Source organism: Aeromonas schubertii (assembly GCF_000820105.1).
GTDB lineage: Bacteria > Pseudomonadota > Gammaproteobacteria > Enterobacterales > Aeromonadaceae > Aeromonas > Aeromonas schubertii.
Window position 1 is genome coordinate 22,776 of the sequence record NZ_CDDB01000021.1, and the last position, 24,285, is coordinate 47,060.

General features: G+C 61.2%; 26 protein-coding genes. 18 read left to right on the forward strand and 8 right to left on the reverse strand.

Features of this window, described 5'->3' with window-relative positions:
• Positions 1 to 4: 4 nt before the first annotated feature.
• From rsmG to glmU, 13 genes are all read left to right on the forward strand, one after another.
• Positions 5 to 628 carry a 16S rRNA (guanine(527)-N(7))-methyltransferase RsmG gene (gene rsmG, locus BN1133_RS04040; protein WP_050665376.1) on the forward strand — a complete coding sequence of 208 codons (624 nt, stop codon included), beginning with the start codon at positions 5 to 7 and terminating at the stop codon, positions 626 to 628.
• A 28-nt stretch (positions 629 to 656) separates the two neighbouring features.
• Entirely contained in the window at positions 657 to 1,460 is an 804-nt protein-coding gene (locus tag BN1133_RS04045) for a ParA family protein (protein WP_050665270.1), read from the forward strand.
• The gene (locus BN1133_RS04050) at positions 1,457 to 2,368 is read left to right on the forward strand and encodes a ParB/RepB/Spo0J family partition protein (protein ID WP_050665271.1); all 912 of its coding nucleotides are present in this window, start codon (positions 1,457 to 1,459) and stop codon (positions 2,366 to 2,368) included. Before BN1133_RS04045 ends, BN1133_RS04050 begins: the two co-directional genes overlap by 4 nt.
• Positions 2,369 to 2,572: 204 nt before the next feature.
• The gene (locus tag BN1133_RS04055; RefSeq protein WP_050665272.1) at positions 2,573 to 2,965 is read left to right on the forward strand and encodes an ATP synthase subunit I; all 393 of its coding nucleotides are present in this window, start codon (positions 2,573 to 2,575) and stop codon (positions 2,963 to 2,965) included.
• An 8-nt stretch (positions 2,966 to 2,973) separates the two neighbouring features.
• Complete coding sequence (atpB, locus tag BN1133_RS04060; RefSeq protein WP_050665273.1) at positions 2,974 to 3,753, forward strand: F0F1 ATP synthase subunit A; 780 nt, start codon at positions 2,974 to 2,976, stop codon at positions 3,751 to 3,753.
• Between the two features lie 45 nt (positions 3,754 to 3,798).
• Entirely contained in the window at positions 3,799 to 4,026 is a 228-nt protein-coding gene (gene atpE / locus BN1133_RS04065; protein ID WP_396021095.1) for a F0F1 ATP synthase subunit C, read from the forward strand.
• A 62-nt stretch (positions 4,027 to 4,088) separates the two neighbouring features.
• Positions 4,089 to 4,559, forward strand: a complete 471-nt coding sequence (atpF, locus tag BN1133_RS04070) for a F0F1 ATP synthase subunit B (RefSeq protein WP_050665275.1) — start codon at positions 4,089 to 4,091, stop codon at positions 4,557 to 4,559.
• 13 nt (positions 4,560 to 4,572) lie between these two features.
• Positions 4,573 to 5,106 carry a F0F1 ATP synthase subunit delta gene (gene atpH, locus BN1133_RS04075; RefSeq protein WP_050665276.1) on the forward strand — a complete coding sequence of 178 codons (534 nt, stop codon included), beginning with the start codon at positions 4,573 to 4,575 and terminating at the stop codon, positions 5,104 to 5,106.
• 15 nt (positions 5,107 to 5,121) lie between these two features.
• Positions 5,122 to 6,663, forward strand: coding sequence for a F0F1 ATP synthase subunit alpha (gene atpA, locus BN1133_RS04080; protein WP_050665277.1), 1,542 nt, complete (start codon positions 5,122 to 5,124; stop codon positions 6,661 to 6,663).
• Positions 6,664 to 6,706: 43 nt separating this feature from the next.
• Complete coding sequence (atpG, locus tag BN1133_RS04085; protein WP_050665278.1) at positions 6,707 to 7,573, forward strand: F0F1 ATP synthase subunit gamma; 867 nt, start codon at positions 6,707 to 6,709, stop codon at positions 7,571 to 7,573.
• A gap of 34 nt (positions 7,574 to 7,607) precedes the next feature.
• Positions 7,608 to 8,996 (forward strand): F0F1 ATP synthase subunit beta, encoded by a 1,389-nt coding sequence (gene atpD, locus BN1133_RS04090; protein WP_050665279.1) that lies wholly within the window; start codon positions 7,608 to 7,610, stop codon positions 8,994 to 8,996.
• Between the two features lie 18 nt (positions 8,997 to 9,014).
• Positions 9,015 to 9,440 (forward strand): F0F1 ATP synthase subunit epsilon, encoded by a 426-nt coding sequence (locus BN1133_RS04095; RefSeq protein ID WP_050665280.1) that lies wholly within the window; start codon positions 9,015 to 9,017, stop codon positions 9,438 to 9,440.
• 95 nt (positions 9,441 to 9,535) lie between these two features.
• Positions 9,536 to 10,897 (forward strand): bifunctional UDP-N-acetylglucosamine diphosphorylase/glucosamine-1-phosphate N-acetyltransferase GlmU, encoded by a 1,362-nt coding sequence (gene glmU, locus BN1133_RS04100; protein ID WP_050665281.1) that lies wholly within the window; start codon positions 9,536 to 9,538, stop codon positions 10,895 to 10,897.
• Between the two features lie 49 nt (positions 10,898 to 10,946).
• Here glmU and creD read toward each other — a convergent pair whose 3' ends face one another.
• The 5 genes from creD to BN1133_RS04125 form a co-directional block, all read right to left on the reverse strand.
• Complete coding sequence (gene creD, locus BN1133_RS04105; RefSeq protein WP_050665282.1) at positions 10,947 to 12,230, reverse strand: cell envelope integrity protein CreD; 1,284 nt, start codon at positions 12,228 to 12,230, stop codon at positions 10,947 to 10,949.
• Positions 12,231 to 12,342: 112 nt separating this feature from the next.
• Entirely contained in the window at positions 12,343 to 13,134 is a 792-nt protein-coding gene (gene blaOXA, locus BN1133_RS04110) for a class D beta-lactamase (RefSeq protein ID WP_050665283.1), read from the reverse strand.
• 48 nt (positions 13,135 to 13,182) lie between these two features.
• Positions 13,183 to 14,604 carry a beta-lactam sensor histidine kinase BlrB gene (blrB, locus tag BN1133_RS04115; RefSeq protein ID WP_050665284.1) on the reverse strand — a complete coding sequence of 474 codons (1,422 nt, stop codon included), beginning with the start codon at positions 14,602 to 14,604 and terminating at the stop codon, positions 13,183 to 13,185.
• On the reverse strand, positions 14,604 to 15,278 hold the full coding sequence (blrA, locus tag BN1133_RS04120) for a beta-lactam response regulator transcription factor BlrA (protein ID WP_050665285.1): 675 nt from the start codon (positions 15,276 to 15,278) through the stop codon (positions 14,604 to 14,606). Before blrA ends, blrB begins: the two co-directional genes overlap by 1 nt.
• A gap of 128 nt (positions 15,279 to 15,406) precedes the next feature.
• Positions 15,407 to 16,270 carry a YicC/YloC family endoribonuclease gene (locus BN1133_RS04125; protein ID WP_050665286.1) on the reverse strand — a complete coding sequence of 288 codons (864 nt, stop codon included), beginning with the start codon at positions 16,268 to 16,270 and terminating at the stop codon, positions 15,407 to 15,409.
• A gap of 139 nt (positions 16,271 to 16,409) precedes the next feature.
• On the opposite strand from BN1133_RS04125, the gene rph reads away from it, so the two are divergent.
• From rph to BN1133_RS04140, 3 genes are all read left to right on the forward strand, one after another.
• Complete coding sequence (gene rph, locus BN1133_RS04130) at positions 16,410 to 17,126, forward strand: ribonuclease PH (protein ID WP_050665287.1); 717 nt, start codon at positions 16,410 to 16,412, stop codon at positions 17,124 to 17,126.
• Positions 17,127 to 17,201: 75 nt separating this feature from the next.
• The gene (gene pyrE / locus BN1133_RS04135; RefSeq protein WP_050665288.1) at positions 17,202 to 17,843 is read left to right on the forward strand and encodes an orotate phosphoribosyltransferase; all 642 of its coding nucleotides are present in this window, start codon (positions 17,202 to 17,204) and stop codon (positions 17,841 to 17,843) included.
• 82 nt (positions 17,844 to 17,925) lie between these two features.
• Positions 17,926 to 18,414, forward strand: coding sequence for a YbaK/prolyl-tRNA synthetase associated domain-containing protein (locus BN1133_RS04140; RefSeq protein ID WP_050665289.1), 489 nt, complete (start codon positions 17,926 to 17,928; stop codon positions 18,412 to 18,414).
• A 29-nt stretch (positions 18,415 to 18,443) separates the two neighbouring features.
• Here BN1133_RS04140 and BN1133_RS04145 read toward each other — a convergent pair whose 3' ends face one another.
• From BN1133_RS04145 to rhlB, 3 genes are all read right to left on the reverse strand, one after another.
• Positions 18,444 to 19,424, reverse strand: coding sequence for a DUF4382 domain-containing protein (locus BN1133_RS04145; RefSeq protein ID WP_050665290.1), 981 nt, complete (start codon positions 19,422 to 19,424; stop codon positions 18,444 to 18,446).
• 185 nt (positions 19,425 to 19,609) lie between these two features.
• Complete coding sequence (gene gppA, locus BN1133_RS04150) at positions 19,610 to 21,106, reverse strand: guanosine-5'-triphosphate,3'-diphosphate diphosphatase (RefSeq protein WP_050665291.1); 1,497 nt, start codon at positions 21,104 to 21,106, stop codon at positions 19,610 to 19,612.
• 8 nt (positions 21,107 to 21,114) lie between these two features.
• Positions 21,115 to 22,398: an ATP-dependent RNA helicase RhlB gene (gene rhlB, locus BN1133_RS04155; RefSeq protein ID WP_050665292.1), complete on the reverse strand. Its 1,284-nt coding sequence runs from the start codon at positions 22,396 to 22,398 to the stop codon at positions 21,115 to 21,117.
• Positions 22,399 to 22,511: 113 nt separating this feature from the next.
• Between rhlB and trxA the strand changes: the two genes are divergently transcribed.
• On the forward strand, positions 22,512 to 22,838 hold the full coding sequence (trxA, locus tag BN1133_RS04160) for a thioredoxin TrxA (RefSeq protein WP_005349340.1): 327 nt from the start codon (positions 22,512 to 22,514) through the stop codon (positions 22,836 to 22,838).
• 181 nt (positions 22,839 to 23,019) lie between these two features.
• Positions 23,020 to 24,285, forward strand: coding sequence for a transcription termination factor Rho (gene rho, locus BN1133_RS04165; protein ID WP_005349337.1), 1,266 nt, complete (start codon positions 23,020 to 23,022; stop codon positions 24,283 to 24,285).

Sequence of the window (24,285 nt, forward strand, 5' to 3'; positions counted from 1 at the left end):
AAACATGCTGGAAAGATTGAACGGCCTGCTCGCGCAGGCCGGTATTGTTATTACCGATCAACAGAAGAGCCAACTGGTTCAGTTGGTTGAGTTGCTGCACAAGTGGAACAAGGCTTACAATCTGACCTCGGTGCGCGAGCCGCAGGCCATGCTGGTCAAGCACATCATGGACAGTCTGGTGGTCAGCCCCTATCTGCAGGGGGAGCGTTTCATCGATGTGGGAACGGGTCCGGGATTACCCGGGCTGCCGCTGGCTATCATCAATCCGGACAAGCAGTTTGTACTGCTCGACAGCCTGGGCAAGCGGATTCGCTTCATTCGCCAGGTGATCCTGGAGCTGGGGTTGACCAATGTCACGCCAGTCCAGTCCCGGGTTGAAGATTACCATCCCGAACAGGGATTCGACGGAGTGCTGAGCCGTGCCTTCGCCTCCCTCGAGGACATGTTGACCTGGTGTCATCATCTGCCCGCCACCGACGGTCGCTTCCTGGCACTCAAAGGGGTCTACCCTGCCGAGGAGTTGGCCACTCTGCCAGCCGGCGTCTCTCTCATCGCCTCTCATGCCCTCAAGGTGCCTGAGCTGGAGGGGGAGCGCCACCTGCTGGAGTTGAATGTTACCCGGCCCTAGTGGGCACACTATCGAGTTAGGGGAGAGCGTGGGAAAAGTCATCGCCATAGCCAACCAGAAGGGTGGAGTCGGCAAGACGACCACCTGTGTCAACCTGGCTGCCTCCCTGGCGGCCACCAAGCGCAAGGTGCTGGTGATCGACCTGGATCCCCAGGGTAATGCCACCATGGGCAGCGGGGTCGACAAGTACGAGGTCGAGCGCACTGCCTATGAGCTGTTGATCGAAGAGGCGCCGGTTGGCGAGGTGATCATTCCCGAGACTACGGGGGGTTACCACCTGATCGCCGCCAATGCGGATGTCACCGCGGCCGAGATCCGCCTGATGGAGTTTTTCGCTCGCGAGATCCGTCTGCGTAACGCCCTGGCCCCGGTACGGGACAAGTACGATTACATCTTCATCGACTGTCCTCCCTCCCTCAACATGCTCACCGTCAATGCCATGGCCGCCGCCGATTCGGTGCTGGTGCCCATGCAGTGTGAGTACTATGCCCTGGAGGGGCTGACGGCTCTGGTCGATACCATCAGCAAGCTGGCTGCCGTGGTCAATCCCGAGTTGCGGATCGAAGGAGTGCTGCGCACCATGTTCGACCACCGTAACCGCCTGGCCAATGATGTGTCCGATCAGCTGAAACAGCACTTTGGCGACAAGGTTTACCGCACCATCATCCCCCGCAACGTCCGGTTGGCCGAGGCCCCCAGCTTCGGTGCGCCGGCCATGCACTATGACAAATCTTCGGTAGGGGCCAAGGCCTACCTGGCGCTGGCCGGCGAGATGCTGCGCCGTCAGGAGCAAGAGCGACAGGCCGCTGCCATAGAACGAGAAACCCTATGACCCCGAAGAAACGTGGCCTCGGCAAGGGCCTCGATGCCCTGCTGAGCACCAGTTCTGCGGCCCGGCAGAAACAGGTTCAGAGTGACATGCGCACCGAACAGGCGATGCAGCCGGTTATCCCCCAGGGGGAGTTGCGCAAGTTGCCGGTGGAGTGGCTGCAGTCCGGTAAGTATCAGCCGCGCAAAGATATGTCCCAGGAGGCGCTCGAAGAGCTGGCCAGTTCAATTCGTGCGCAAGGGGTGATTCAGCCTATTGTGGTACGCTCTCTGTCCGAACAGCGTTTCGAGATCATCGCCGGTGAGCGCCGTTGGCGTGCCGCCCAACTGGCCCGTCTCGAGGTGGTCCCCTGTCTGATCCGTGAGGTTCCCGATGAGGCGGCCGTGGCCATCGCCCTCATCGAGAACATTCAGCGCGAGGATCTCAATGCCATCGAAGAAGCCGTGGCTCTGCAGCGGCTGTTGACCGAGTTCGAACTGACTCATCAACAGGTGGCCGAGGCGGTGGGCAAGTCGCGTACCACGGTCACCAACCTGCTGCGTCTGAACCAGCTCAACGATGATGTGAAGCGCCTGGTGGAGCACGGAGACCTCGACATGGGCCATGCCCGGGCCCTGCTGGCGCTGAGCGGCGAGGCGCAGTCTGAGCTGGCTCGCAGCGTGGTGCAGAAGGGGTTGACGGTGCGTGAGACCGAGCGTCTGGTGCAGAAGAGCCAAGAGCCGGAAGAGCCAAAAGTCGCCGTCGCCGCCGACCCTCAGGTCGAGTATCTGGAGCGTCGCCTGGCTGACGTGATCGGCTCCCGGGTGCAGATCCAGACAGGCAAAAAGGATAGCGGCAAGTTAGTGATAAGTTACGGGAGCTTGACGGAATTGGACAAGATATTGGTCCATTTTGGCGTATCAGAATCGTAATTTTTGCGCTTTTTGTAGTAATAAAACATGCATTACATTGCATATGAAAGGAAGCTGAATATGCGCTCCAACGCCGCAGAAAATAAGGCTTTCTGTCGTGTTGCAATGGCCCTTTTCACGGGTATAATTTGACCGGCGTTTAAGCTGTGTGAATCGGGGGTTTAACCTCCTTTTTTTACAGTTTAGCTACATTTGGGGAGTCTGATGGTTGCAGTAAAACAGACCTGGCAGGGGCTACGCCTTGGCTTGGTCCTCCTTGTGGTCCATCTCTTCCTGATACTGGTGAGCGGTGCCGTCTGGTACCAACTTTCGGGGCTGCTCGCCGGGTATTCCGCCCTCGTTGGGGGGGGGATATTCTGGTTCCCGCAGTTGCTCTACAGCCTCTGGGTTTTGGGACGGGATGCGTCTCGAACCAGCCCGGGCGTGGTGTTGTGGGACTTCTACGTTGGAGCAGGGATTAAGCTTCTCTGCACCGTGATGCTGTTTGTCATGGTGCTGGTTGAATTGGAGACGGATCACCTCCCTCTCTACGTCACCTATGCCCTATCCCTGTTTTTCCAATGGGTCATTACGATCATTCTCAATAACCGCTACTAGGAAAACTCATGGCTGCAACCGGAGAAGCCCTGACTGCTCAGGGGTACATCTCCCACCACCTGCACCATCTGCAAGTGGGTTCGGGGTTCTGGGCGGTAAATATCGACTCCATGATATTTTCCGTTGTCCTCGGCGCGCTGTTTATCTGGATCTTCCGCAAGGTTGCCGTTTCGGCCTCCAGCGGTGTACCGGGTAAGCTGCAGTGTTTTGTAGAGATGGTTGTCGAGTTTGTGGATGGAACCGTCAAAGGGATCTTTCACGGCAAGAGCCGTATGATTGCCCCTCTGGCCCTGACTGTGTTCGTCTGGGTATTCCTGATGAACCTGATGGACCTCATCCCGGTCGACTATCTGCCCTACACAGCACAAGCGTTGGGTATCCCCTACTTGCGAGTAGTTCCTTCCGCCGACGTTAACATCACCATGTCCATGGCCCTGGGTGTCTTCGCCTTGATCATCATCTACAGCATCAAGATGAAGGGCGTTTCCGGGTTTGTGAAGGAGTTGACTCTTCAACCCTTCAACCACTGGGCACTGATCCCCGTTAACCTCGCGCTGGAGTTGGTTACCCTGCTGTCCAAGCCCATCTCTCTGGGTCTGCGACTGTTCGGTAACATGTATGCTGGTGAACTGGTCTTTATCCTGATCGCCGGCCTGCTGCCGTGGTGGTCCCAATGGCTCCTTAGTGTGCCTTGGGCGCTGTTCCACATTCTGGTAATTACTCTGCAAGCCTTTATCTTCATGGTTCTGACCATCGTATACCTCTCGATGGCCAGTGAAGATCATTGATTTAACTAACTTTTTAGCAACTGCCTCTGTTTGGAGATCTTAAAGATGGAAATGATTTACTTCGCCGCTGCAATCATGCTGGGTATGGCCGCTGTTGGTGCCGCTATCGGCATCTCCCTGCTGGGTGGCAAGTTCCTGGAAGGTGCTGCGCGTCAGCCGGATCTGATGCCGATCCTGCGTACCAACTTCTTCATCGTTATGGGTCTGGTTGACGCTATCCCGATGATCGTCGTGGGTATGGGTCTGTACCTGATCTTCGGTGTTTCCGCCTAACTCTCGAGTGACTGTTCAGCGAACACCACTTTTTTTGAACTTCACATAGAGAGGAACTGGTTGTGGATATCAACGCCACCCTCCTTGGCCAGACAGTCGCCTTTATCATCTTCGTCTGGTGCTGCATGAAGTTTGTATGGCCGCCGCTGATGGCTGCCATCGAGGCTCGCCAGAAAGCTATTGCTGACGGCCTCTCTTCTGCAGAACGCGCGAAGAAGGATCTGGAACTGGCCCAGGCTAATGCTTCCGATCGTCTGAAAGAGGCCAAACAGCAGGCTTCCGAAATCATTGAGCAGGCCAACAAGCGTAAGGCCCAGATCATTGATGAAGCGACCACTGCTGCCCAGGCCGAGCGGGAGAAAATCCTGACTCAAGGCCGTGCCGAGATCGAAGCCGAACGTCATCGTGCTAAAGAAGAGCTGCGCAAGCAGGTTGCTGCCCTCGCCATCGCCGGCGCAGAGAAGATCCTGGAGCGTCACATCGACCAGGCTGCCAACAACGACATCGTCGACAAGCTGGTAGCGGAACTGTAACGGGAATGGGGCCATGTCTGAACTGACTACCATTGCTCGCCCCTACGCCAAGGCTGCTTTCGACTTTGCCGTCGAGCAACAGGCGATCGCCCAGTGGCAGGAGATGCTGGAGTTTGCGGCCCAGGTGGCCGAGAACGACACCGTCGCTGCCCTGATTAGCGGCGCCATGGCTGCCGACCAGCTGGCAAACGTGTTTGTCGGTGTCTGCGGTGAGCAACTCAACGAGCACGGCCAAAACCTGATCCGGGTGATGGCCGAGAATGGTCGTTTGAGTGTACTGCCGGCTGTGGCTGTCGAATTCCACCTGCTCAAGGCCGAACACGAGAAGAGTGTCGAGGCCGAGGTGGTATCGGCGGTCGAGCTGACCGAACAGCAGAAAGCCGACATTCAGGCTTCTCTGGAAAAACGTCTCGCGCGCAAAGTGAAGCTGAATTGCAGCACAGATGCGTCCTTGATGGCCGGAGTGCTCATCAGAGCCGGCGACCTGGTTATCGACGGTTCCCTCCGCGGTAAACTGGATCGGATGGCCGACGCGCTGCAATCTTGATTGGGGTATTAGAGCATGCAACTGAATTCCACTGAAATCGCCGAGCTGATCAAGCAGCGCATTGCGCAGTTTGAGATCAAGAGCGAGGCGCACAACGAAGGTACCATCGTCTCTGTGAGCGACGGTATCATTCGTATCCACGGCTTGGCCGACGCCATGCAGGGTGAGATGATCGAGCTGCCGGGCAACCGCTACGCTCTGGCATTGAACCTGGAGCGTGACTCCGTTGGTGCCGTGGTCATGGGTCCCTACGCCGATCTGGCCGAAGGGATGAAGGTCAAGGGTACCGGTCGTATCCTGGAAGTGCCGGTTGGCCGTGGTCTGCTGGGCCGGGTGGTCAACACCCTGGGTCAACCGATCGACGGTAAGGGCCCGGTTGAGCACGATGGCTTCTCTCCGGTAGAAGTGATCGCCCCGGGTGTTATCGAGCGTAAGTCTGTTGACCAGCCTGTCCAGACCGGTCTGAAAGCCATCGACGCCATGATCCCCATCGGTCGTGGCCAGCGTGAGCTGATCATCGGTGACCGTCAGGTGGGTAAGACCGCCATCGCCATCGACACCATCATCAACCAGAAAGACTCCGGCATTAAGTGTGTCTACGTGGCGGTAGGTCAGAAGGCCTCCACCATCGCCAACGTGGTACGCAAGCTGGAAGAGCACGGCGCGCTGGCCAACACCGTCGTGGTCGTGGCTTCTGCCTCCGAAGCGGCTGCCCTGCAGTTCCTGGCTCCCTATGCCGGTTGCTCCATGGGTGAGTACTTCCGTGACCGTGGCGAAGATGCCCTGATCATCTATGACGACCTCTCCAAGCAGGCCGTTGCCTACCGTCAGATCTCCCTGCTGCTGCGCCGTCCGCCTGGACGTGAAGCCTACCCGGGTGACGTCTTCTATCTGCACTCCCGTCTGCTCGAGCGTGCCGCTCGCGTCAACGAAGAGTACGTTGAGAAGTACACCAAGGGCGAAGTGAAAGGCCAGACCGGTTCTCTGACCGCCCTGCCGATCATCGAAACTCAGGCCGGCGACGTATCCGCATTCGTTCCGACCAACGTGATCTCCATCACCGACGGCCAGATCTTCCTGACTACCCAGCTGTTCAACTCCGGTATTCGTCCGGCCGTTGACCCGGGTATCTCCGTATCCCGTGTAGGTGGTGCGGCTCAGACCAAGATCATCAAGAAGCTGTCCGGTGGTATCCGTACCGCTCTGGCCCAGTATCGCGAACTGGCCGCCTTCGCCCAGTTCTCTTCCGATCTGGATGATGCGACCCGCAAGCAGCTGGATCACGGCCAGAAGGTAACCGAGCTGATGAAGCAGAAGCAGTATGCCCCGATGAGCGTTGCTCACCAGGCACTGGTGCTGTTTGCGGCCGAGAAGGGTTACCTCAACGACGTTGACCTGAACAAAGTGGTCGACTTCGAAGCCGCTCTGGTCTCCTACGCCAATACCCAGCATGGCGAGCTGATGGCTGAAATCAATGCCAAGGCCGACTACAACGACGCGATCGTTGGCAAGCTGACTGCGTTGCTCGATACCTTCAAAGCAACCCAGACCTGGTAAGCGTGTGTGGCAGCCCCGGGCTGCCACCTGATGGAGAATAGAGATGGCCGGCGCAAAAGAGATACGTACCAAGATCGGGAGTGTGAAGAACACTCAGAAGATCACCAGCGCTATGGAAATGGTGGCAGCGAGCAAGATGCGCCGTGCGCAGGATCGCATGTCTGCTAGCCGTCCATACGCTGAAACCATGCGCAAGGTGATCGGCCACATCGCTCAGGGGAACCTGGAATACAAGCACCCCTACCTCATCGAGCGTGAGGTCAAGCGTGTGGGCTACATCGTCATCTCCACCGACCGTGGCCTGTGTGGTGGTCTGAACATTAACCTGTTCAAGGCCGCCATCAATGACATGAAGCAATGGAGCCAAAAGGGCGCCAAGATTGATCTGGCCCTGATTGGCAACAAGGCGAACGGCTTCTTCCAGAAGTATGGCGCCAAGGTCGTTGCCCAAGTGTCCGGCCTCGGGGATGCCCCGAGTGTCAATGACCTGATCGGTTCCGTGAAGGTCATGCTGAAGGCCTATGACAACGGTGAGATTGACCGTCTGTACCTGGTGTACAACAAGTTTGTGAACACCATGGTGCAACAGCCCAAGGTCGATCAACTGCTGCCTTTGCCCATTACCGAAGACAGCAAGCTCGCCAAGAAACACCACTGGGATTACCTCTATGAGCCGGATCCCAAGCAACTGCTCAACACCCTGCTGGTTCGCTATGTCGAATCTCAGGTGTACCAGGGCGTAGTGGAAAACTTGGCAAGTGAACAGGCAGCCCGAATGGTTGCCATGAAAGCCGCGACTGACAACGCCGGCAACCTGATTAACGATCTGCAACTGGTGTACAACAAGGCCCGTCAGGCCAGTATCACCCAGGAGCTCAACGAGATCGTGTCCGGTGCTGCCGCGGTGTAAGGCAAGGGTTACCCAAAGGTTTAGAGGATTTGACATGAGTAACGGTTTCATCGTCCAAATCATCGGCGCTGTGGTGGACATCGAGTTCCCGCAGAATGCCGTGCCCCAAGTGTACGATGCACTGAAAATCGTCAGCGAGGGTCAAGGCCAGGGTCTGGTGCTGGAAGTTCAGCAGCAGATCGGTGGCGGGATCGTTCGCTGTATCGCCATGGGTTCCTCCGACGGTCTGCGCCGTGGGATGGAAGTAGTCAACACCGGCAACCCGATTCAGGTTCCGGTTGGCAAGGCCACCCTGGGCCGTATCATGAACGTGCTGGGCGAGCCGGTTGACGAAGCCGGTCCCATCGGCGAAGACGAGCGTTGGGCTATCCACCGCGAAGCGCCGAGCTACGAAGAGCAGTCTGGCTCTACCGACCTGCTGGAGACGGGTATCAAGGTTATCGACCTGGTATGCCCGTTTGCCAAGGGTGGTAAGGTCGGTCTGTTCGGTGGTGCCGGTGTAGGCAAGACCGTCAACATGATGGAGCTGATCCGTAACATCGCGATCGAGCACTCCGGTTACTCCGTGTTTGCGGGCGTGGGTGAGCGTACTCGTGAGGGTAACGACTTCTACCACGAGATGAAGGACTCCAACGTACTGGACAAGGTTGCCCTGGTATACGGTCAGATGAACGAGCCGCCCGGAAACCGTCTGCGCGTGGCACTGACCGGTCTGACCATGGCCGAGAAGTTCCGTGACGAGGGTAAAGACGTTCTGCTGTTCGTCGACAACATCTATCGTTACACCCTGGCCGGTACCGAGGTATCCGCACTGCTGGGCCGTATGCCCTCCGCAGTAGGTTACCAGCCGACCCTGGCCGAGGAGATGGGCGTTCTGCAGGAGCGTATCACCTCCACCAAGACCGGCTCCATCACCTCCGTACAGGCCGTATACGTGCCTGCGGATGACTTGACCGACCCGTCCCCGGCGACCACCTTCGCCCACCTGGACGCGACCGTGGTTCTGTCCCGTCAGATCGCCGCCCTGGGTATCTACCCGGCCGTTGATCCGCTGGACTCCACCTCCCGTCAGCTGGATCCGCTGGTGGTTGGCAAGGAGCACTACGAGACCGCTCGTGGCGTGCAGACCGTTCTGCAGCGCTACAAGGAGCTGAAGGACATCATCGCCATCCTGGGTATGGATGAACTGTCAGAAGAAGACAAGCTGACCGTTGCCCGTGCCCGTAAGATCGAGCGTTTCCTGTCCCAGCCCTTCTTCGTGGCCGAAGTATTTACCGGTTCCCCGGGCAAGTACGTGCCGCTGAAGGAGACCATTCGTGGCTTCCAGGGCATCCTGAAAGGCGAGTATGACGATCTGCCCGAGCAGGCGTTCTACATGGTTGGCGGCATCGACGAAGTCGTCGAGAAGTCCAAGAAACTGTAAGCCTCGATAGGAGGGCTCATGGCTGAGATATCCTTTCACCTGGACGTCGTAAGCGCCGAAGGCAAGCTGTTCTCCGGTCGCGTTCAGAGTGTCGCGGTGACAGGTGCGGAAGGTGAGCTGGGTATTCATCATGGTCACACGCCGCTGCTGACCTCCATCAAGCCGGGCCTGGTCCGGCTGGTGAAGCAACAGGGTGGCGAAGAGGTGATGTACATCTCCGGCGGTATGCTGGAAGTACAGCCGGAAACCGTGACCGTGCTGGCGGACACCGCCATCCGTGCCGACGACCTGGACGAGGCGAAAGCCCTCGAGGCCAAGCGTCGTGCCGAAGAGCGGATCCACAGCTCCCACGGCGATATCGACTATGCCCAGGCCTCTGCCGAGCTGGCCAAGGCACTGGCCCAGCTGCGGGTCATCGACATCGTCAAGAAGAACTATCGCTGATAACGGTGATGCAAAAAGCGACCTTCGGGTCGCTTTTTTTTTGCCCCTTGGATAGACTCCGCCGGGTATTTCCACACGAATTCAAGGCTGAAATCATGTCTCTCAATGTCGTCATCCTGGCCGCGGGCAAAGGCACCCGCATGCGTTCTCCCCTGCCCAAGGTGCTCCATCCGGTCGCCGGCAAGGCCATGGTCTCCCATGTGATCGATACCGCTCGCCAGGTGGGCGCCGGCAAGGTGCATCTGGTGTACGGTCATGGTGGCGAGCTGCTCAAGGAGCGGATCCAGGCAGACGACCTGAACTGGGTGTTGCAGGCCCAGCAGTTGGGGACCGGTCATGCGGTGGCACAGGCCATCCCGTTCTGGAGCGATGAAGATGACGTGCTGGTGCTGTACGGCGACACCCCGCTGATCCAGCCCGAGACCCTGCAGCGGCTGCTGGCCGCCAAGGCAAGCGATGGTATGGCGCTGCTGACCGTGGTGCTCGACAACCCCACCGGCTATGGTCGCATCGTGCGGGAAAACGGCCAGGTGGTCGGCATCGTCGAGCAGAAGGATGCCAGCGCCGGGCAGCTCGCCATTCGTGAGGTGAACACGGGGGTGCTGGTAGCCAATGGTGGCCAGCTGCGAGGTTGGCTGTCGCGGCTGGATAACAAGAACGCCCAGGGGGAGTTTTATCTTACCGACGTTATCGCCATGGCCCACGCCGACGGTTGCCCTATCGCTGCCGTGCATCCGGAGCGTGCCGCCGAGGTAGAGGGGGCCAACAACCGGGTGCAGCTGGCGGCGCTCGAGCGCAGCTACCAGCAGATGCAGGCCGAGCGCCTGATGATCGCCGGAGTGAGCATGATGGATCCGGCCCGCTTCGATCTGCGCGGCGAGCTGAGCGTCGGGGAAGAGGTGGTGATCGACGTCAATGTCATCATCGAGGGCAGGGTCACCCTGGGTAACCGGGTGGTGGTGGGTGCCGGAGCCATCCTCAAGGATTGCGAGATCGGTGACGACACCGAGATCAAACCCTACTCGGTGGTGGAAGGGGCCCGGGTGGCCGATCAGTGCTCGGTCGGTCCGTTTGCCCGTCTGCGCCCGGGGGCTGTGCTGGAGCAGGACGCTCACGTGGGTAACTTCGTCGAGATGAAGAAGGCGCGCCTCGGGGTTGGCTCCAAGTGTGGTCATTTGACCTATCTCGGGGATGCGGAAGTCGGCGCCAAGGTGAACATAGGCGCCGGTACCATTACTTGTAATTACGACGGGGTGAACAAGTTCCAGACCATCATCGAGGATGATGTCTTCGTCGGCTCCGATACCCAGCTGGTGGCACCGGTGCGCATCGGCAAGGGGGCGACCCTGGGTGCCGGCTCCACCATCACCAAGGACGTGGCCGAGAACGAGCTGGTCATCACCCGGGTGCCCCAGCGCCACATCAAGAACTGGGCCCGCCCGGTGAAGAAGAAGTGATAACCGATCAACCATAAGCAGAGGGCGCCCGCAGGCGCCCTCTTTCGTTTCACTCTCCCCTGTTCAGGGCGTACCAGTCAAACGTGCGGGTCAGCATCATCACCAGAGCCAGGATCAGCAGCAGCAACAGGGCACCCAGCAGCAGGGCGAGATCCTCGGCCTGCAGCAGACCGTAGAGTACGGTGTAGAGCAGTGCCTGCAGGCCGGCGAAGGCGAGGCCTGCACGAGGCCCGCCCAGTGCCTGGCTCAGGTAGACAGCGTTGAGCAGCACACACGCCAGGCTGGCCAGCAGATAGGCCGGGGTGAAGCCGATCTGCTCGGTCAGGGCCAGCAGCACCAGATAGAAGATCACCAGGCTCATGCCGACCAGGGCGTACTGGATGGGGTGGATGCGCAGCCCGCGCAGCAACTCTCCCATCACCACGGCCAGGAAGGTGAGCCCGATAAAGAGCAGGGCATACTTGGCGCTGCGCTCGTTCTGCTGATAGTGATCCACCGGTTGCACCAGGCTGGTGGCAAAGGCCGGCAGTGTATCGCTGTGCTCCTCAATAAGGTCTGGCAGGCGGCTCTCCATGTCGGTCGCAAACCAGCTGGTCTGCCAGCGGGCGTTGAAGCCCTCCTGGGTGACCTCGCGGCTGGTGGGCAGGAAGTCGCCGAGGAAATTGGGGTGTGGCCAGTTCCCCGCCAGGGTGAGGCTGCTGTCGCGGCCGACCGGCACCAGAGCCAGCCTCTCCATCCCCTGCAGGGTCAGCTCTACCTCGAAGCGCCCCCCGGCATCCGTCGTCAGAGGGGCGTGAACCCCTGCCAGCTGACCGAGGCGAGCCCCGGGCAGCACCTCCAGGGACTTGCCCCCCAGGGTGAGGGTCGGGATCTGGCTGATGCCTCGGGCATCGGAGAGTGCCAGGCTGAGATAGGGGGTCTCGGCCACCGCATCGGCCGGTACCTGCCAATCTGGATCGGCATCCAAGGTTCCGCTCAGGGTCACTTTGGCCTGATAGACCTGGGCCTGATAGATACCCAGAGTGCGCGGGGTGACCTCCATGCCGATATGGGCGTCGAGGCGCTGGGGCAGGCGATAGCGCAGCAGGCGCTCCTGATAGCGCTTCACTTCCTTACCATCGTGCAACGTGACTTCGCGCACGAAGGGCTGCACCAGCACCGGGCCTATCAGGCGCTGGGGACCACTGGCGCTGCCCATGATCTTCTCTATCGCCTCTCGCCGATAGGCCTGACGCTCCTGGTTCAGATCCAGGATCCACTGCATCGGCAACATCAGCAGCAGGCCAAGCAGCAACAAGACGGTCGTTTTATGAGTCAGTATCTGTTTCACCATGACAATCCCTCCTTGAGATGGGAGCACTTTAGGCGGGGGGAGTGAAGCGGGCATGAGGCCGTGTGAAGAGAGGGTGAAGCCATGAAAAAACCGGCCCGTCGGGCCGGTCGTGCTACTCCTTGCCGAGACGGGCCGGCAGGGCTGCCATCACCTCCTCTTTCGCCTGAACAGAGGCAAACTGCTTGCCAGGGGGCTGGATCCGGGTGCGCACGAAGATGCGATGCTGTGATCCCTTGCTCGCCCAGCCGACAAACCAGCCGATCTGTTGCCCCTTGTCGAGACTGCCATCGGCGCGCTTGGGATACCCCATGCCCGTCTTGCCGTGGATCTGCCAGCCATCGATCTCGGCCACCTTCAGGATGTTCGCACTGTGGCGCAGGGTCTCGGGGGCGAGGCCAAGACGGCCGTCGAGCATACGGCCGAGGAAGCGGGCCTGCTCCTGCGGGCTGATGGCCAGGCTGGCACTGAGCCAGGCCTGGGTCAGACCGTCCTGCTTGCCGGGATTGCCGGACAGATCCCGGTTGCCGTAGTCGAAGCGATCGACGTAGCGCTGGAATCGCTGCATGCCCAGCCACTCGGTGAGGCGCTGGGAATACCAGACCACGGAGTAGGTCTCCCAGCGTCTCGGGGTGGTGGTTTCGCGCCAGGCGGGCAGCCAGCCATCGTATTGGGGCTGGTATGGCAGGGCCGGGTGCTCCTCATCGGTCAGGTAACCGCTCTCGTAACCCATCAGGGCGAGCGGGATCTTGAAGGTCGAGGCGGGGGGCAGGCGCCGATCGCAGCCTCCCTCCTGTTCGATGGGGTTGCCGTGACCATCGGCCCACAGGAAGCAGCCTGCCGCCGAGGCAGGCAGGGCGCACAACAGGCTCACGGCCAGGGCGGTACTCAGTAAGGGTGAGGGCATGAGGACTCCTTATGGGGAAAAGCCCGACACTACCCCTCCCCTGTGTGGTCAGTGTGAAGCGAGCACCAGTTCGGCCCTGGCTCCCCCATCCGGACGATTGGCCAGAACCAGATCGCCGCCATGCTGGTGGGCGACTTCCCGGGCGAAGCTGAGTCCGAGGCCGCTGCTCTTTCCCTTGTCCGGACGCGGCAGCGAGTAGAAGCGCTCGAAGATGCGATCCAGGGCGTAATCGGGGATGCCTGGGCCCTGATCCTCGACCAGGAAGCGGTAACCGCTCTGGGTCGGGCCTCCCTCCAGGGTGACGGTGCTGCCGGCGGGGGCAAAGTCGAGGGCGTTGTCGAGCAGATTGCCGAGGGCCTGCTCCACCAGCAGAGGATCCCAACGCAGGGGAGCTGCGTCGGCCAGGCTCAGGACGAGGTGGACCTGTCGTGAGGCGGCCTGGGGGGCCTTGATGGCGGCCACCCGCTCGCCCAGTGCGGCGGGGGCGACCGGCTGGCGCTCTATCCCCTGCCCCGATTCGAGACGAGCCAGCTGTAGCATGCGGTCGATGAGTTGCTGCATGCGGGTGCCCTGCTCACTGATGTTGGCAAGAAAGCGCGCCGCCACCTCGGGGGGCGGTGACTCGGCCAGTATCTCGCCGGCACCGCGAATGGCGGCCAGGGGACTCTTGAGCTCATGGGTGAGCCCGTGTACGTAGCGCTCGACATAGTGCTTGCCGTCGAGCTGGCGGCGCATGGTCTCGAGGGCCCGGCCTAGGCGGTCCAGTTCGGGGGTGTAGAGGCGTGGCAGGGGGGCTGCTTCCCCCCGGGTCACGGCGCCGGCGTAGTGCTCCAGCTTGCCGATGGCACGGTTCATCCACCACACCAGCAGGGCGCCGATCAGCAGGGCGATGAGCAGCAGTTGGCCGGCGGCCCTCAGCAGCCGCCGTTCGCTGCGCTCGATGGCCGGCATCAGGGCCCGATTGGGTTTGGCCACGGTGAGCACACCGATGATCGCCTCCCCATCCCGCAGGGGGGCCGCCACATGCATCACCGAGGTGGCGGGATCGTCCGGATCGCTGCGGGTGCTGCGGGCCCCATACTCACCGCGCAGGGTGAGGTAGACGTCGTTCCAGCGTGAATAGTCCTGGCCGAGGGCCGCACCGTCCGAGTCGTAGATCACCCTGCCCAGGCGATCGGTGACATAGATGCGGTACTCCACCTGCTCCTTGAGATGCCCGTCGATGAGGGCATTGATCGGTGCCTGGTTGAGGCGGGCATAGGCCTTGGCAAGGTTGCCGTCGGTCATGTTGCCACGCTGCAGATCCTCCAGCGCCAGGGGCGCCAGCAGTTGGGCCATATCCACCAGGGTGTCTTCGGTGGCACTGCGCACGCCCGGCTTGATCTCCTGCACGAAGATCTCGAGCACGAACCAGGCGCCGAGGGCGAAGATAAGCAGGAGCCCCGCCAGGAGCTGTTGCCAGAGCCGCATTACCCCTCCAGGCTATAGCCCAGACCCCTGTGGGTCAGGATGGGGTTGAAGTCGGGGGCCTGCTCGCGCAGTTTGGCGCGCAGGGTCTTGATATGGGTATCGACGGTGCGATCCAGGCTCTCCTCGGCGTCTTGCCACACCCGTTCCATCAGTTGCTGGCGTGAGAAGACCCGCCCCGGTGCCTGCATCAGGGTCTTGAGCAGCAGGTACTCGTAACGGGTCAGCGCCAGCGGCTGGCCATGCAGGGTGATGCGGGCCCGCTCCTCGTCCAGTTGCAGACCCGCCGCGGGGGTGGGTGTACTCCCCTGGCTGCGCCTCAGTATCACCCGCACCCGGGCCGAGACCTCGCGCGGCGAGAAGGGTTTGGCCACATAGTCGTCGGCCCCGATCTCGAGGCCGATCAGGCGATCCATCTCCTCGCTGCGGGCGGTGAGGAACATCAGCGGCACCTGGCTGACGGCGCGCACCGCCTTGCACAGCTCGAAGCCACTGATATCGGGTAGCCCCACATCGAGAATAAGAAAATCGGGTGTCATCCCGGCCAGCCGCTCCAGCATGGGGCGGCCGAGGGGAAACCACTCCACCGCAAACCCCTCGGTTTGCAGGGTGTAGATCAGGGTATCGGCGATGCTGGACTCGTCTTCCACCAGCCAAATCAGGGGTGTGTGTTGCACCTGGTCACTCCGCCAGAGAAAGGTTGGGAGCAGGTTAGCAGGAGTGGCTGCCCATGTAACGAAGGGCGTGCCGCGTGTATTGAGCAGGGAAAAGGCCCCTCACTCATCGCTGAGGAGGGGTCGGAAGATTACTCGATGTTTTGGATCTGCTCGCGCATCTGCTCGATGAGGACCTTCAGCTCGACGGCGGACTGGGTCACCTCGGCGTTGATCGACTTGGAGCCAAGGGTGTTCGACTCGCGGTTGAACTCCTGCATCATGAAGTCGAGACGACGTCCACAGGCGCCCCCTTTTTTCAGGATCTTGCGGGTCTCGCCCATGTGCATCTCGAGGCGGTCGAGCTCTTCGGCCACGTCGATCTTCTGGGCCAGCAGCACCATCTCCTGTTCGAGGCGGGCCGGATCCAGCTCCACCTTGGCCTCGGCCAGGCGGTCGGTGAGCTTCTGGCGCTGCCACTCGATGATCTGGGGCAGTTGGCCACGTACCTTGACCACCTCGACGCCGATGCCGTCGAGGCGCTGCTCAATCAGGGCCTTGAGGTTGGCCCCTTCGCTGGCGCGGGCGGCGATGAAGTCGGTCAGGGTTTCGTCAAATCCGACCATCAAAGCGGCGTTGACGGCGTCCATGTCCTGCTCGGCGGCGGCCATGACCCCGGGCCAGCGCAGCACGTCGACCGGGTTGAGTTGGCCCTGGCCGGCCTCCTTCATCACCCAGTTGGCGCTGTCGATGATGAGCCTGGCCAGCTCTTCGTTGATGTGCAGCTGGCCGGCACCGGCCTGGGCCGCTTCGAAGCGCAGGTTGCACTCCACCTTGCCGCGCTGCAGGGCATTGCGAAAGCGCTCGCGCAGCACCGGCTCGAGGCCGCGCAGTTGCTCCGGCATACGGATGTAGGTCTCGAGGTAGCGCTGGTTGACCGAACGGATCTCCCAGACGGCGGTGCCCCAGTCGCCCTTGATCTCCTTGCGGGCGTAGGCGGTCATGCTGTGGATCATGGGTGTGTCCCATCTGATGAAAAGTGCGCCGATTATAACCGGCGGCGGGCGAGGCGTCAGCCGCATTGGGCACCAGGCTGATATTTGTCGTCCGATCACGTATACTCCTCCGCCAATTCACGCCAGCCCAGAGGTCATCATGTCCCGTCCCAACGATCGCGCGCCTGCCGACGTCCGTCCGGTCACCATTACCCGCCACTTCACCAAGCACGCCGAAGGCTCTGTGCTGGTCGAGTTCGGCAACACCCGGGTGCTGTGTACCGCCAGCGTCGACACCAGCGTGCCGCGTTTTCTCAAGGGCAAGGGTCAGGGCTGGGTGACCGCCGAGTACGGCATGCTGCCGCGCTCCACCCACTCGCGCATGAACCGCGAGGCCGCCTCCGGCAAACAGGGGGGTCGCACCCTCGAGATCCAGCGCCTGATTGCCCGCTCCCTGCGTGCTGCAGTCGATCTGACCGCCCTGGGTGAGCACACCATCACGGTTGACTGCGACGTGCTGCAGGCCGACGGCGGCACCCGTACCGCCTCCATCACCGGCGCCTGCGTGGCCCTGGTCGATGCCCTGAACTGGATGGTCGGCAAAGGCATGCTCAAGCAGAGCCCGCTCAAACAGATGGTGGCCGCCGTGTCGGTCGGCATTCACGAAGGCCAGGCCATCTGCGATCTGGAATATGTGGAGGACTCGGCCGCCGAGACCGACATGAACGTGGTGATGACCGAGGACGGTCGCATGATCGAGGTGCAGGGCACCGCCGAGGGTGAGCCCTTCACCCACGAGGAGCTGCTGGCCATGCTGGCACTCGCCAAAGACGGCATCGGTCAGTTGATCGAGATGCAGAAGGCATCCCTGAAGTGATTTTCAAAACGCGGCATTGGCCGCGTTTTTTGTATCTGACGTTTATCCCCCACAAGCAGCAATCAAGGAGCCATGATGAAAGCCTATCAGCGTCAATTTATCGAGTTTGCCCTGGAGAAACAGGTCCTGAAATTCGGTGAGTTCACCCTGAAATCCGGTCGCAAGAGCCCCTACTTCTTCAACGCCGGCCTCTTCTCCACCGGGCGTGATCTGGCCCGCCTCGGCCGCTTCTACGCCGCCGCCCTGATGGATGCCGGCATCGAGTTTGATGTCCTGTTCGGACCGGCCTACAAGGGAATCCCCATCGCCTCCGCCACCGCGGTGCAGTTGGCCGAGCAACACGACGTGGACACCCCCTGGTGCTTCAACCGCAAGGAGGCCAAAGACCACGGCGAGGGCGGCAACCTGGTGGGCAGCCCGTTGCAGGGACGCATTATGCTGGTGGACGATGTGATCACCGCCGGCACTGCCATCCGTGAGTCGATGGATCTGATCCAGGCCAACGGCGCCTCCCTGGCCGGGGTGCTGATCGCCCTGGATCGCCAGGAGAAGGGCAAGGGCGAGCTCTCCGCCATCCAGGAGGTGGAGCGTGACTACGGCGCCCATGTCATCGCCATCGTCCAGCTGGCGGATCTTATCAAGTACCTGGAAGAGAAGCCGGAGATGGCCGAACAGCTGGCCGCCATGCGCGCCTACCGCGCCCAGTACGGCATCTGATCGGACGGCCCGGTTGGGCCTCTTAACCCTGTATGATGAGGGGCGCTGTGGCGCCCCGTCTTGTTTGTTCCAAGGAGCCCTCATGTCTCTGCACACCTTCGAGCGCCTGATCCGGCTGCTCGACGCCCACCAGGCCCGCTACCGGGTGGTGCATCATTCGAGCGCCGGCAAGACCGAGGAGGTAGCCAGGGTGCGCGGCACCGCTCACGGCCAGGGGGCCAAGGCGCTGGTGTGCCACGTCAAGGGGAACGGCATCCGGTGCCATGTGCTGGCGGTGCTGCCGGCCGACTGTCAGGCCGATCTGGCGACCCTCGCCAAGGGGCTGGGCGGCAGCCGGGCGTCACTGGCCAGCCCCGCCGAGGTGGCTGCTCTGACCGACTGTGTGTTCGGCGCCATCCCGCCTTTCAGCTTTCACGACGATCTGCGGCTGGTGGCCGATCCACTCCTGTTCGATCGCTTCGACGAGCTGGCCTTCAACGCCGGCGTGCTGGAGCGCTCCCTCATCCTCGCCACCGAGGACTACCGGCGCATCGCCGCCCCTCGCCTGGTTCCGTTCGCCCGTCATCCCTGACAAGAGAGGGGCCTGTGTGGCCCCTCTGGTTACTCCAGATTGATCGTCGTCGTTGGCGCTGCCACCGCCTGAGCCTTGAGTACGGGCCCCAGATACAGTACATCGCCGGATCCCTCAGGGTCATCCTGATCGCTGTTGCACACCAGGGCCAGGTCATAGCTGCCCACGGCGACGAAGCCCAGCTCGTAGCGGAAGCCGCCTGCCCCGTCACTCACCACGGGGGCGCTGGCATAGAAGCCATTGTCGGCATCCGCCATGTCGGGGTAGTTGTCGTCGCTGCGCGGGGCGTAGAGGTAAACCGCCCCCTTGTCGGCCAGCAGGCCGCCGCACAGGCCGCCGGCAATGCTGCCGCTCAGGGTCGCTGCCTCGCTGTTGTTGACCAGCCGAACGCCGCGGGGCTTGAGCTTGTAGTACTGCAGATGGCCCGGCAGCACCATGGAGTGGCGCAGGTCGAACTCGGTGGTGAAGCTGCTGGTGCCGTTGGCGGCAATGGTGAAGGCATCGAGTTTCAGCTCGCTGCTTGGCACCTCGAGGGGCTTGATGGTGTCGTCATCCTGCTGCACGTAGGAGTAGGGAGTGCCATCGTCAAACTGGTTGGCCGCCTCACGACCATCGAGCACGGTCAGACGCATCTGGCTGTACTCCCCGGCACTGACGCTCTGGCCGGCGAGCAGGTTACGGCTGGCCGAGCCCTGATACTTGAGCAGATCGATGTAGACGAACCGGGGCGAGCCGTCGGTGTTGAGGGGAATGCTCTCACCGAGCGGGGTGCAGCCGTCATCCTGGGCGGCGTTGAGGATACTCTGGCTACTCCAGGCGGTCTCGCCGCCGGCGATTGGATGGATGCTGATCCGGCTCACCGCGATGCAGACCCGCTTGGCCGAATCGACCGGTGCATCGGAGAAGGCGAGGGAGAACCTGGCATCGGAAGTTGAGCCGGAGGAGCCGCCGTCACCGCCGCCGCAGGCGGTCAGTGCGGTGGTGAGGCCGAGGAGTAACAGACGCTTCATGGGGGTCATCCTTGTTGGGGGCATCTGTTCCACTCTAGACGAAGGCGGTGGCTTGTCAGGAGGCGGTCGTCAGAGTGGGGAGCCACATCCAGAAGCAATACATTGATTTTGCAAGCAGTGGCGTCTTATGAACCCGGCCGGTAATGCGAAGGGGTTTGACGGAGAGGGTAAAGAATCGGGAGGCGTCATGCCTCCCGTTCGATCAGTCGGGTTGGCCAGCCCATCTTCTGCTGGCGCTCTACTTCCATGCGCAACTCGCTGGCGCGCAGGTAGTGCACATCGAGCCAGCCCTTGGGCAGGGCCAGGGTCAGGGCATCCTCTTCGGCCTGCAGGGTGAAGGTGGGAACCGTCCCTTGAGTGCGGCGCATGCAGAGAATGAGCGAGAGGCGCAGCAGCCGAGCCAGCCGGATCGCCTGGCGGGCGGTGACGGCACCCTGTCTCTCCAGCGGCTCCATCTTGAAGTCGTCGCGCTGGTTGAGCAGCAGGGCCGACAGCAACTTCTTCTGGGCCGGGGTAAAGCCGGGCATGTCGATGTTGTCGATGATATAGGCGGCGTGCTGGGGGGCCTTCTTGTACTCGATACAGAGGCCGATCTCATGCAGCAGGGCGGCGTAGCGCAGGATAGGGCGGCCGTAGCGGCGCGACAGGCGCCAGGCACTCTGTACCTGGGCGAAGGCCTCGACAGCGGTGTCGCGCACTCGTTCGGCGTGTTCCCGATCGAGCTGGTAGCGGTTGATCAGGCTGTTGGCGGTACGATCCCGGGCATCACAGTCGTGGCTGTTGCCGAGCAGACCGTAGATAAGTCCCTCGCGCAGGGCACCGCCGGCGAGCGTCATGCTCTCGATGCCGAGCACCTCGAACAGGGCGATCAGGATGGCGAGCCCGGAGGGGAACACGGTGAGGCGTTCGGCGGTGAGTCCCTCCAGCTGCAGTTGGTCGAGACGGCCACAGGCGATCGCCTGCTGCATCAGCTCCTGCAGCTTGGGCAGGGTGACTCGCTCGCTCTTGCCCTGGGCCAGCATGATCTCCTGCAGGGCCTGCACCGTGCCGGAGGCACCGACACAGCTCTTCCACCCCAGCAGGCGATAGTCATGGGCCACCTCGGTGAGCACCGCCTTGGCGGCATCGATGGCCTGGGCGAAGCGCTCTGTGGAGAGCTGGCCGTCGCCGAAGTGGTTGCTCAGCCAGGTGACGCAGCCCATGTGCAGGCTGCTCAGCAGCTTGGCCTCGCTCTGCTCGCCGATCACCAGCTCGGTGCTGGCACCGCCGATGTCGATGACCAGGCGGTTACCCTCCCCGGCCGATGTCCAGGAGACCCCCTCATAGATGGTCTTGGCCTCCTCCTCACCCGAGATGATCTCGATGCCGTGGTTAAGCACCCGCTCCGCCTCGGCGAGAAACTCCTCCACGTTGGTGGCGAGCCGCAGGGTGGCGGTGCCGACCACGCGAATATTCTCGGGCGGGATGTCCTGTAACTGTTCGGAGAAGAGGCGCAGGCAATCCCAACCACGCTCCATGGCGGTTCGGCTGAGGCGAAAATGCTCGTCGAGGCCGGAGGCCAGGCGCACCTTGCGCTTGACCTTGGCCACGGTACGCAGGGCGCCGGCGACCTCGCGCACCACCAGCATATGGAAGCTGTTGGAGCCGAGGTCGATGGCTGCGTAGAGGGGGGTACTGCTCACTGCCAGTCTCAGTGACGCTTGGGCGGACGGCGACGGTTGCCACCGCCTCCCTGGCGATCGCGCATGTTGCGGTTCACCGGCGGACGGTTGCGTTGTACCCGGCGCGGCGGGGTCACGTCACCCAGCAGGGCCTCGCGGTCATACTTGCTGACCGGGATCGGGTGACGGATGTACTCCTCGATGGCCGGCAGGTTGAAGGCATAGTCTTCACAGGCCAGGCTGATGGAGTGACCGCTCTTGCCGGCACGGCCGGTACGGCCGATGCGGTGGACGTAGTCCTCGCAGTCGTCGGGCAGGTCGTAGTTGAAGACGTGGGTCACATCCGGGATGTGCAGGCCACGGGCGGCCACGTCGGTGGCAACCAGGATATCCAGCTTGCCCTGGGTGAACTCTTCCAGGATCTTGAGGCGCTTCTTCTGCGGCACGTCACCGGTCAGCAGACCGACCCGATGGCCATCGGATTCCAGCCAGGCGTGCACATCTTCACAGCAGTGCTTGGTGTTGGCGAAGACGATCGCTTTATCCGGCCACTCCTCCTCTATAAGGGTGAGCAGCAGCAGCATCTTGTCTTCGTTGGAGGGGTAGAAGAGCTCCTCCTTGATGCGCACCCCCGTCATCTGCTCCGGCTCTACCTGCACATGACGCGGGTTGGTCATGTGTTCGTAGGCCAGCTCCTGCACCCGCAGGGAGAGGGTGGCGGAGAACAGCATGTTGAGGCGGTCGGCGGCGGCCGGCATACGACGGAACAGGAAGCGGATGTCCTTGATGAAGCCGAGATCGAACATGCGATCCGCTTCGTCCAGTACCACCACCTGGATGTTGGCCAGATCGATCACCTTGGACTTGTAGTAGTCGATGATGCGACCCGTGGTACCGATCAGAATGTCGACACCCTGCTCCAGTACGGCCAGCTGCTTGTCATACCCTTCACCGCCATAGGCCAGACCCAGTTTGAGGCCGGTGCTGGCGGAGATGCTTTCGGCATCCTTGTGGATCTGCACCGCCAGCTCGCGAGTCGGGGCCATGATGATGGCGCGCGGTTGGTTGATGAGGCGGGGCTTGGTCAGGGGATGGGTCAGCAGATAATTGAAGGTGGCGGCGAGGAAAGCGATGGTTTTGCCTGTACCTGTCTGAGCCTGGCCGGCAATATCATGGCCTTCTACCAGCAGAGGCAGGGAGAGTGCCTGGATCGGTGTACAGTAGTGAAAACCCTTGGTTTCCAGACCGGCCAGCACTTCCGGCTCGAGGCCCATTTGGGCGAATTTTTCGTCAGTTAGGTGTGTTTTGCTCATGGCGGTAGGTTATCAGGTTAGGCTTGCATTAATAAACAGGATCATTTCAAATAGGGCAACTATGGCCTTTATTGGCCTCTCAATAAAGCCTTATTTACTGACTGGAGTTGGAAATGAGTGACAAAATTGTTCAGCTGAGCGATGCCAGCTTCGAGGCAGATGTTCTCAAGGCTGCTGGCCCCGTTCTGGTTGATTTTTGGGCAGAATGGTGCGGTCCGTGCAAAATGATCGCCCCTATCCTGGACGAAGTTGCTCAGGAATATGAAGGCCGTGTGACCGTCGCCAAACTGAACATCGATCACAACGCAGATACCCCGCCCAAATTTGGTATTCGCGGTATTCCGACCCTGCTGTTGTTCAAAAACGGCGAAGTGGCCGCGACCAAGGTGGGTGCGCTGTCCAAGACTCAATTGAAAGAGTTCCTGGACGCCAACATCTGATGAGATAGACAAGGAGCGCATTGCAATAATGCGCTCCTTCCGTTTCTGCCTGTAGACGCTCACCCCGATTGGTGCTAGTTTATTGTTCGTTTGCTAACCGCCTCTGCAATCCAGTCCAATCAGTAGCTACCCAGCAGACTTTCCCCACATCTTAAAACCCTTCTTACAGACCTTCATTGCTATGAATCTGACCGAATTAAAGAACACCCCTGTGTCCGAGCTCATCAAGCTGGGCGAGTCCATGGGGCTGGAAAACCTGGCTCGGGCACACAAAAAAGACATCATCTTTGCCATCCTCAAGGCCCATGCCAAGGGTGGGGAAGATATCTTCGGTGACGGCGTACTCGAAATCCTGACCGACGGCTTTGGCTTCCTGCGCAGTGCCGACGGCTCTTACCTGGCCGGCCCGGATGACATCTATGTCTCCCCGAGCCAGATCCGCCGCTTCAACCTGCGTACCGGTGACACCATTGCCGGCAAGATCCGCCCGCCGAAAGAAGGCGAGCGTTACTTTGCCCTGCTCAAGGTCGACAACATCAACTACGACCGCCCGGAAAACGCCCGTAACAAGATCCTGTTTGAGAACCTCACCCCGCTGCACGCCAACGAGCGTCTGCGTATGGAGCGCGGTAACGGCTCCACCGAGGATATCACCGCCCGTGTGCTGGATCTGGCCTCTCCGATCGGTAAGGGCCAGCGTGGCCTCATCGTCGCTCCGCCCAAGGCCGGTAAGACCATGCTGCTGCAGAACATCGCCCAGAGCATTGCTTACAACCACCCGGACTGTGAGCTGATCGTGCTGCTCATCGACGAACGTCCCGAAGAAGTGACCGAGATGCAGCGCATGGTCAAGGGTGAGGTGATCGCCTCCACCTTCGACGAGCCGGCTGCACGCCACGTACAGGTTGCCGAGATGGTGATCGAGAAGGCCAAGCGCCTGGTCGAACACAAGAAGGATGTGGTCATCCTGCTCGACTCCATCACCCGTCTGGCCCGCGCCTACAACACCGTCATCCCCTCCTCCGGCAAGGTACTGACCGGTGGTGTAGACGCCAACGCCCTGCACCGTCCGAAGCGCTTCTTCGGTGCCGCGCGTAACGTTGAAGAAGGCGGCAGCCTGACCATCATCGCCACCGCCCTCATCGACACCGGCTCCAAGATGGACGAGGTGATCTACGAGGAGTTCAAGGGCACCGGCAACATGGAGCTGCACCTCTCGCGCAAGATAGCCGAGAAGCGTGTCTATCCGGCCATCGACATCACCCGCTCCGGTACCCGGAAGGAAGAGCTGCTCACCACCCCGGAAGAGCTGCAGAAGATGTGGATCCTGCGCAAGATTGTGCACCCCATGGGCGAGATCGACGGCATCGAGTTCCTCATCGACAAGCTGGCGATGACCAAGACCAACGACGAGTTCTTCGACGCCATGAAGCGTCAGCAGAAATAA

Coding starts and splice junctions, on each gene's coding strand:
- atpH (WP_050665276.1), top strand. CDS start 4,573: ATGTCTGAACTGACTACCATTGCTCGCCCCTACGCCAAGGCTGCTTTC.
- pyrE (WP_050665288.1), top strand. CDS start 17,202: ATGAAAGCCTATCAGCGTCAATTTATCGAGTTTGCCCTGGAGAAACAG.
- rho (WP_005349337.1), top strand. CDS start 23,020: ATGAATCTGACCGAATTAAAGAACACCCCTGTGTCCGAGCTCATCAAG.
- BN1133_RS04145 (WP_050665290.1), bottom strand. CDS start 19,424: ATGAAGCGTCTGTTACTCCTCGGCCTCACCACCGCACTGACCGCCTGC.
- atpB (WP_050665273.1), top strand. CDS start 2,974: ATGGCTGCAACCGGAGAAGCCCTGACTGCTCAGGGGTACATCTCCCAC.
- atpA (WP_050665277.1), top strand. CDS start 5,122: ATGCAACTGAATTCCACTGAAATCGCCGAGCTGATCAAGCAGCGCATT.
- atpE (WP_396021095.1), top strand. CDS start 3,799: ATGGAAATGATTTACTTCGCCGCTGCAATCATGCTGGGTATGGCCGCT.
- atpG (WP_050665278.1), top strand. CDS start 6,707: ATGGCCGGCGCAAAAGAGATACGTACCAAGATCGGGAGTGTGAAGAAC.
- glmU (WP_050665281.1), top strand. CDS start 9,536: ATGTCTCTCAATGTCGTCATCCTGGCCGCGGGCAAAGGCACCCGCATG.
- atpD (WP_050665279.1), top strand. CDS start 7,608: ATGAGTAACGGTTTCATCGTCCAAATCATCGGCGCTGTGGTGGACATC.
- BN1133_RS04140 (WP_050665289.1), top strand. CDS start 17,926: ATGTCTCTGCACACCTTCGAGCGCCTGATCCGGCTGCTCGACGCCCAC.
- BN1133_RS04050 (WP_050665271.1), top strand. CDS start 1,457: ATGACCCCGAAGAAACGTGGCCTCGGCAAGGGCCTCGATGCCCTGCTG.
- rsmG (WP_050665376.1), top strand. CDS start 5: ATGCTGGAAAGATTGAACGGCCTGCTCGCGCAGGCCGGTATTGTTATT.
- blaOXA (WP_050665283.1), bottom strand. CDS start 13,134: ATGCCCTCACCCTTACTGAGTACCGCCCTGGCCGTGAGCCTGTTGTGC.
- blrB (WP_050665284.1), bottom strand. CDS start 14,604: ATGCGGCTCTGGCAACAGCTCCTGGCGGGGCTCCTGCTTATCTTCGCC.
- rhlB (WP_050665292.1), bottom strand. CDS start 22,398: ATGAGCAAAACACACCTAACTGACGAAAAATTCGCCCAAATGGGCCTC.
- BN1133_RS04095 (WP_050665280.1), top strand. CDS start 9,015: ATGGCTGAGATATCCTTTCACCTGGACGTCGTAAGCGCCGAAGGCAAG.
- rph (WP_050665287.1), top strand. CDS start 16,410: ATGTCCCGTCCCAACGATCGCGCGCCTGCCGACGTCCGTCCGGTCACC.
- BN1133_RS04055 (WP_050665272.1), top strand. CDS start 2,573: ATGGTTGCAGTAAAACAGACCTGGCAGGGGCTACGCCTTGGCTTGGTC.
- trxA (WP_005349340.1), top strand. CDS start 22,512: ATGAGTGACAAAATTGTTCAGCTGAGCGATGCCAGCTTCGAGGCAGAT.
- BN1133_RS04125 (WP_050665286.1), bottom strand. CDS start 16,270: ATGATCCACAGCATGACCGCCTACGCCCGCAAGGAGATCAAGGGCGAC.
- creD (WP_050665282.1), bottom strand. CDS start 12,230: ATGGTGAAACAGATACTGACTCATAAAACGACCGTCTTGTTGCTGCTT.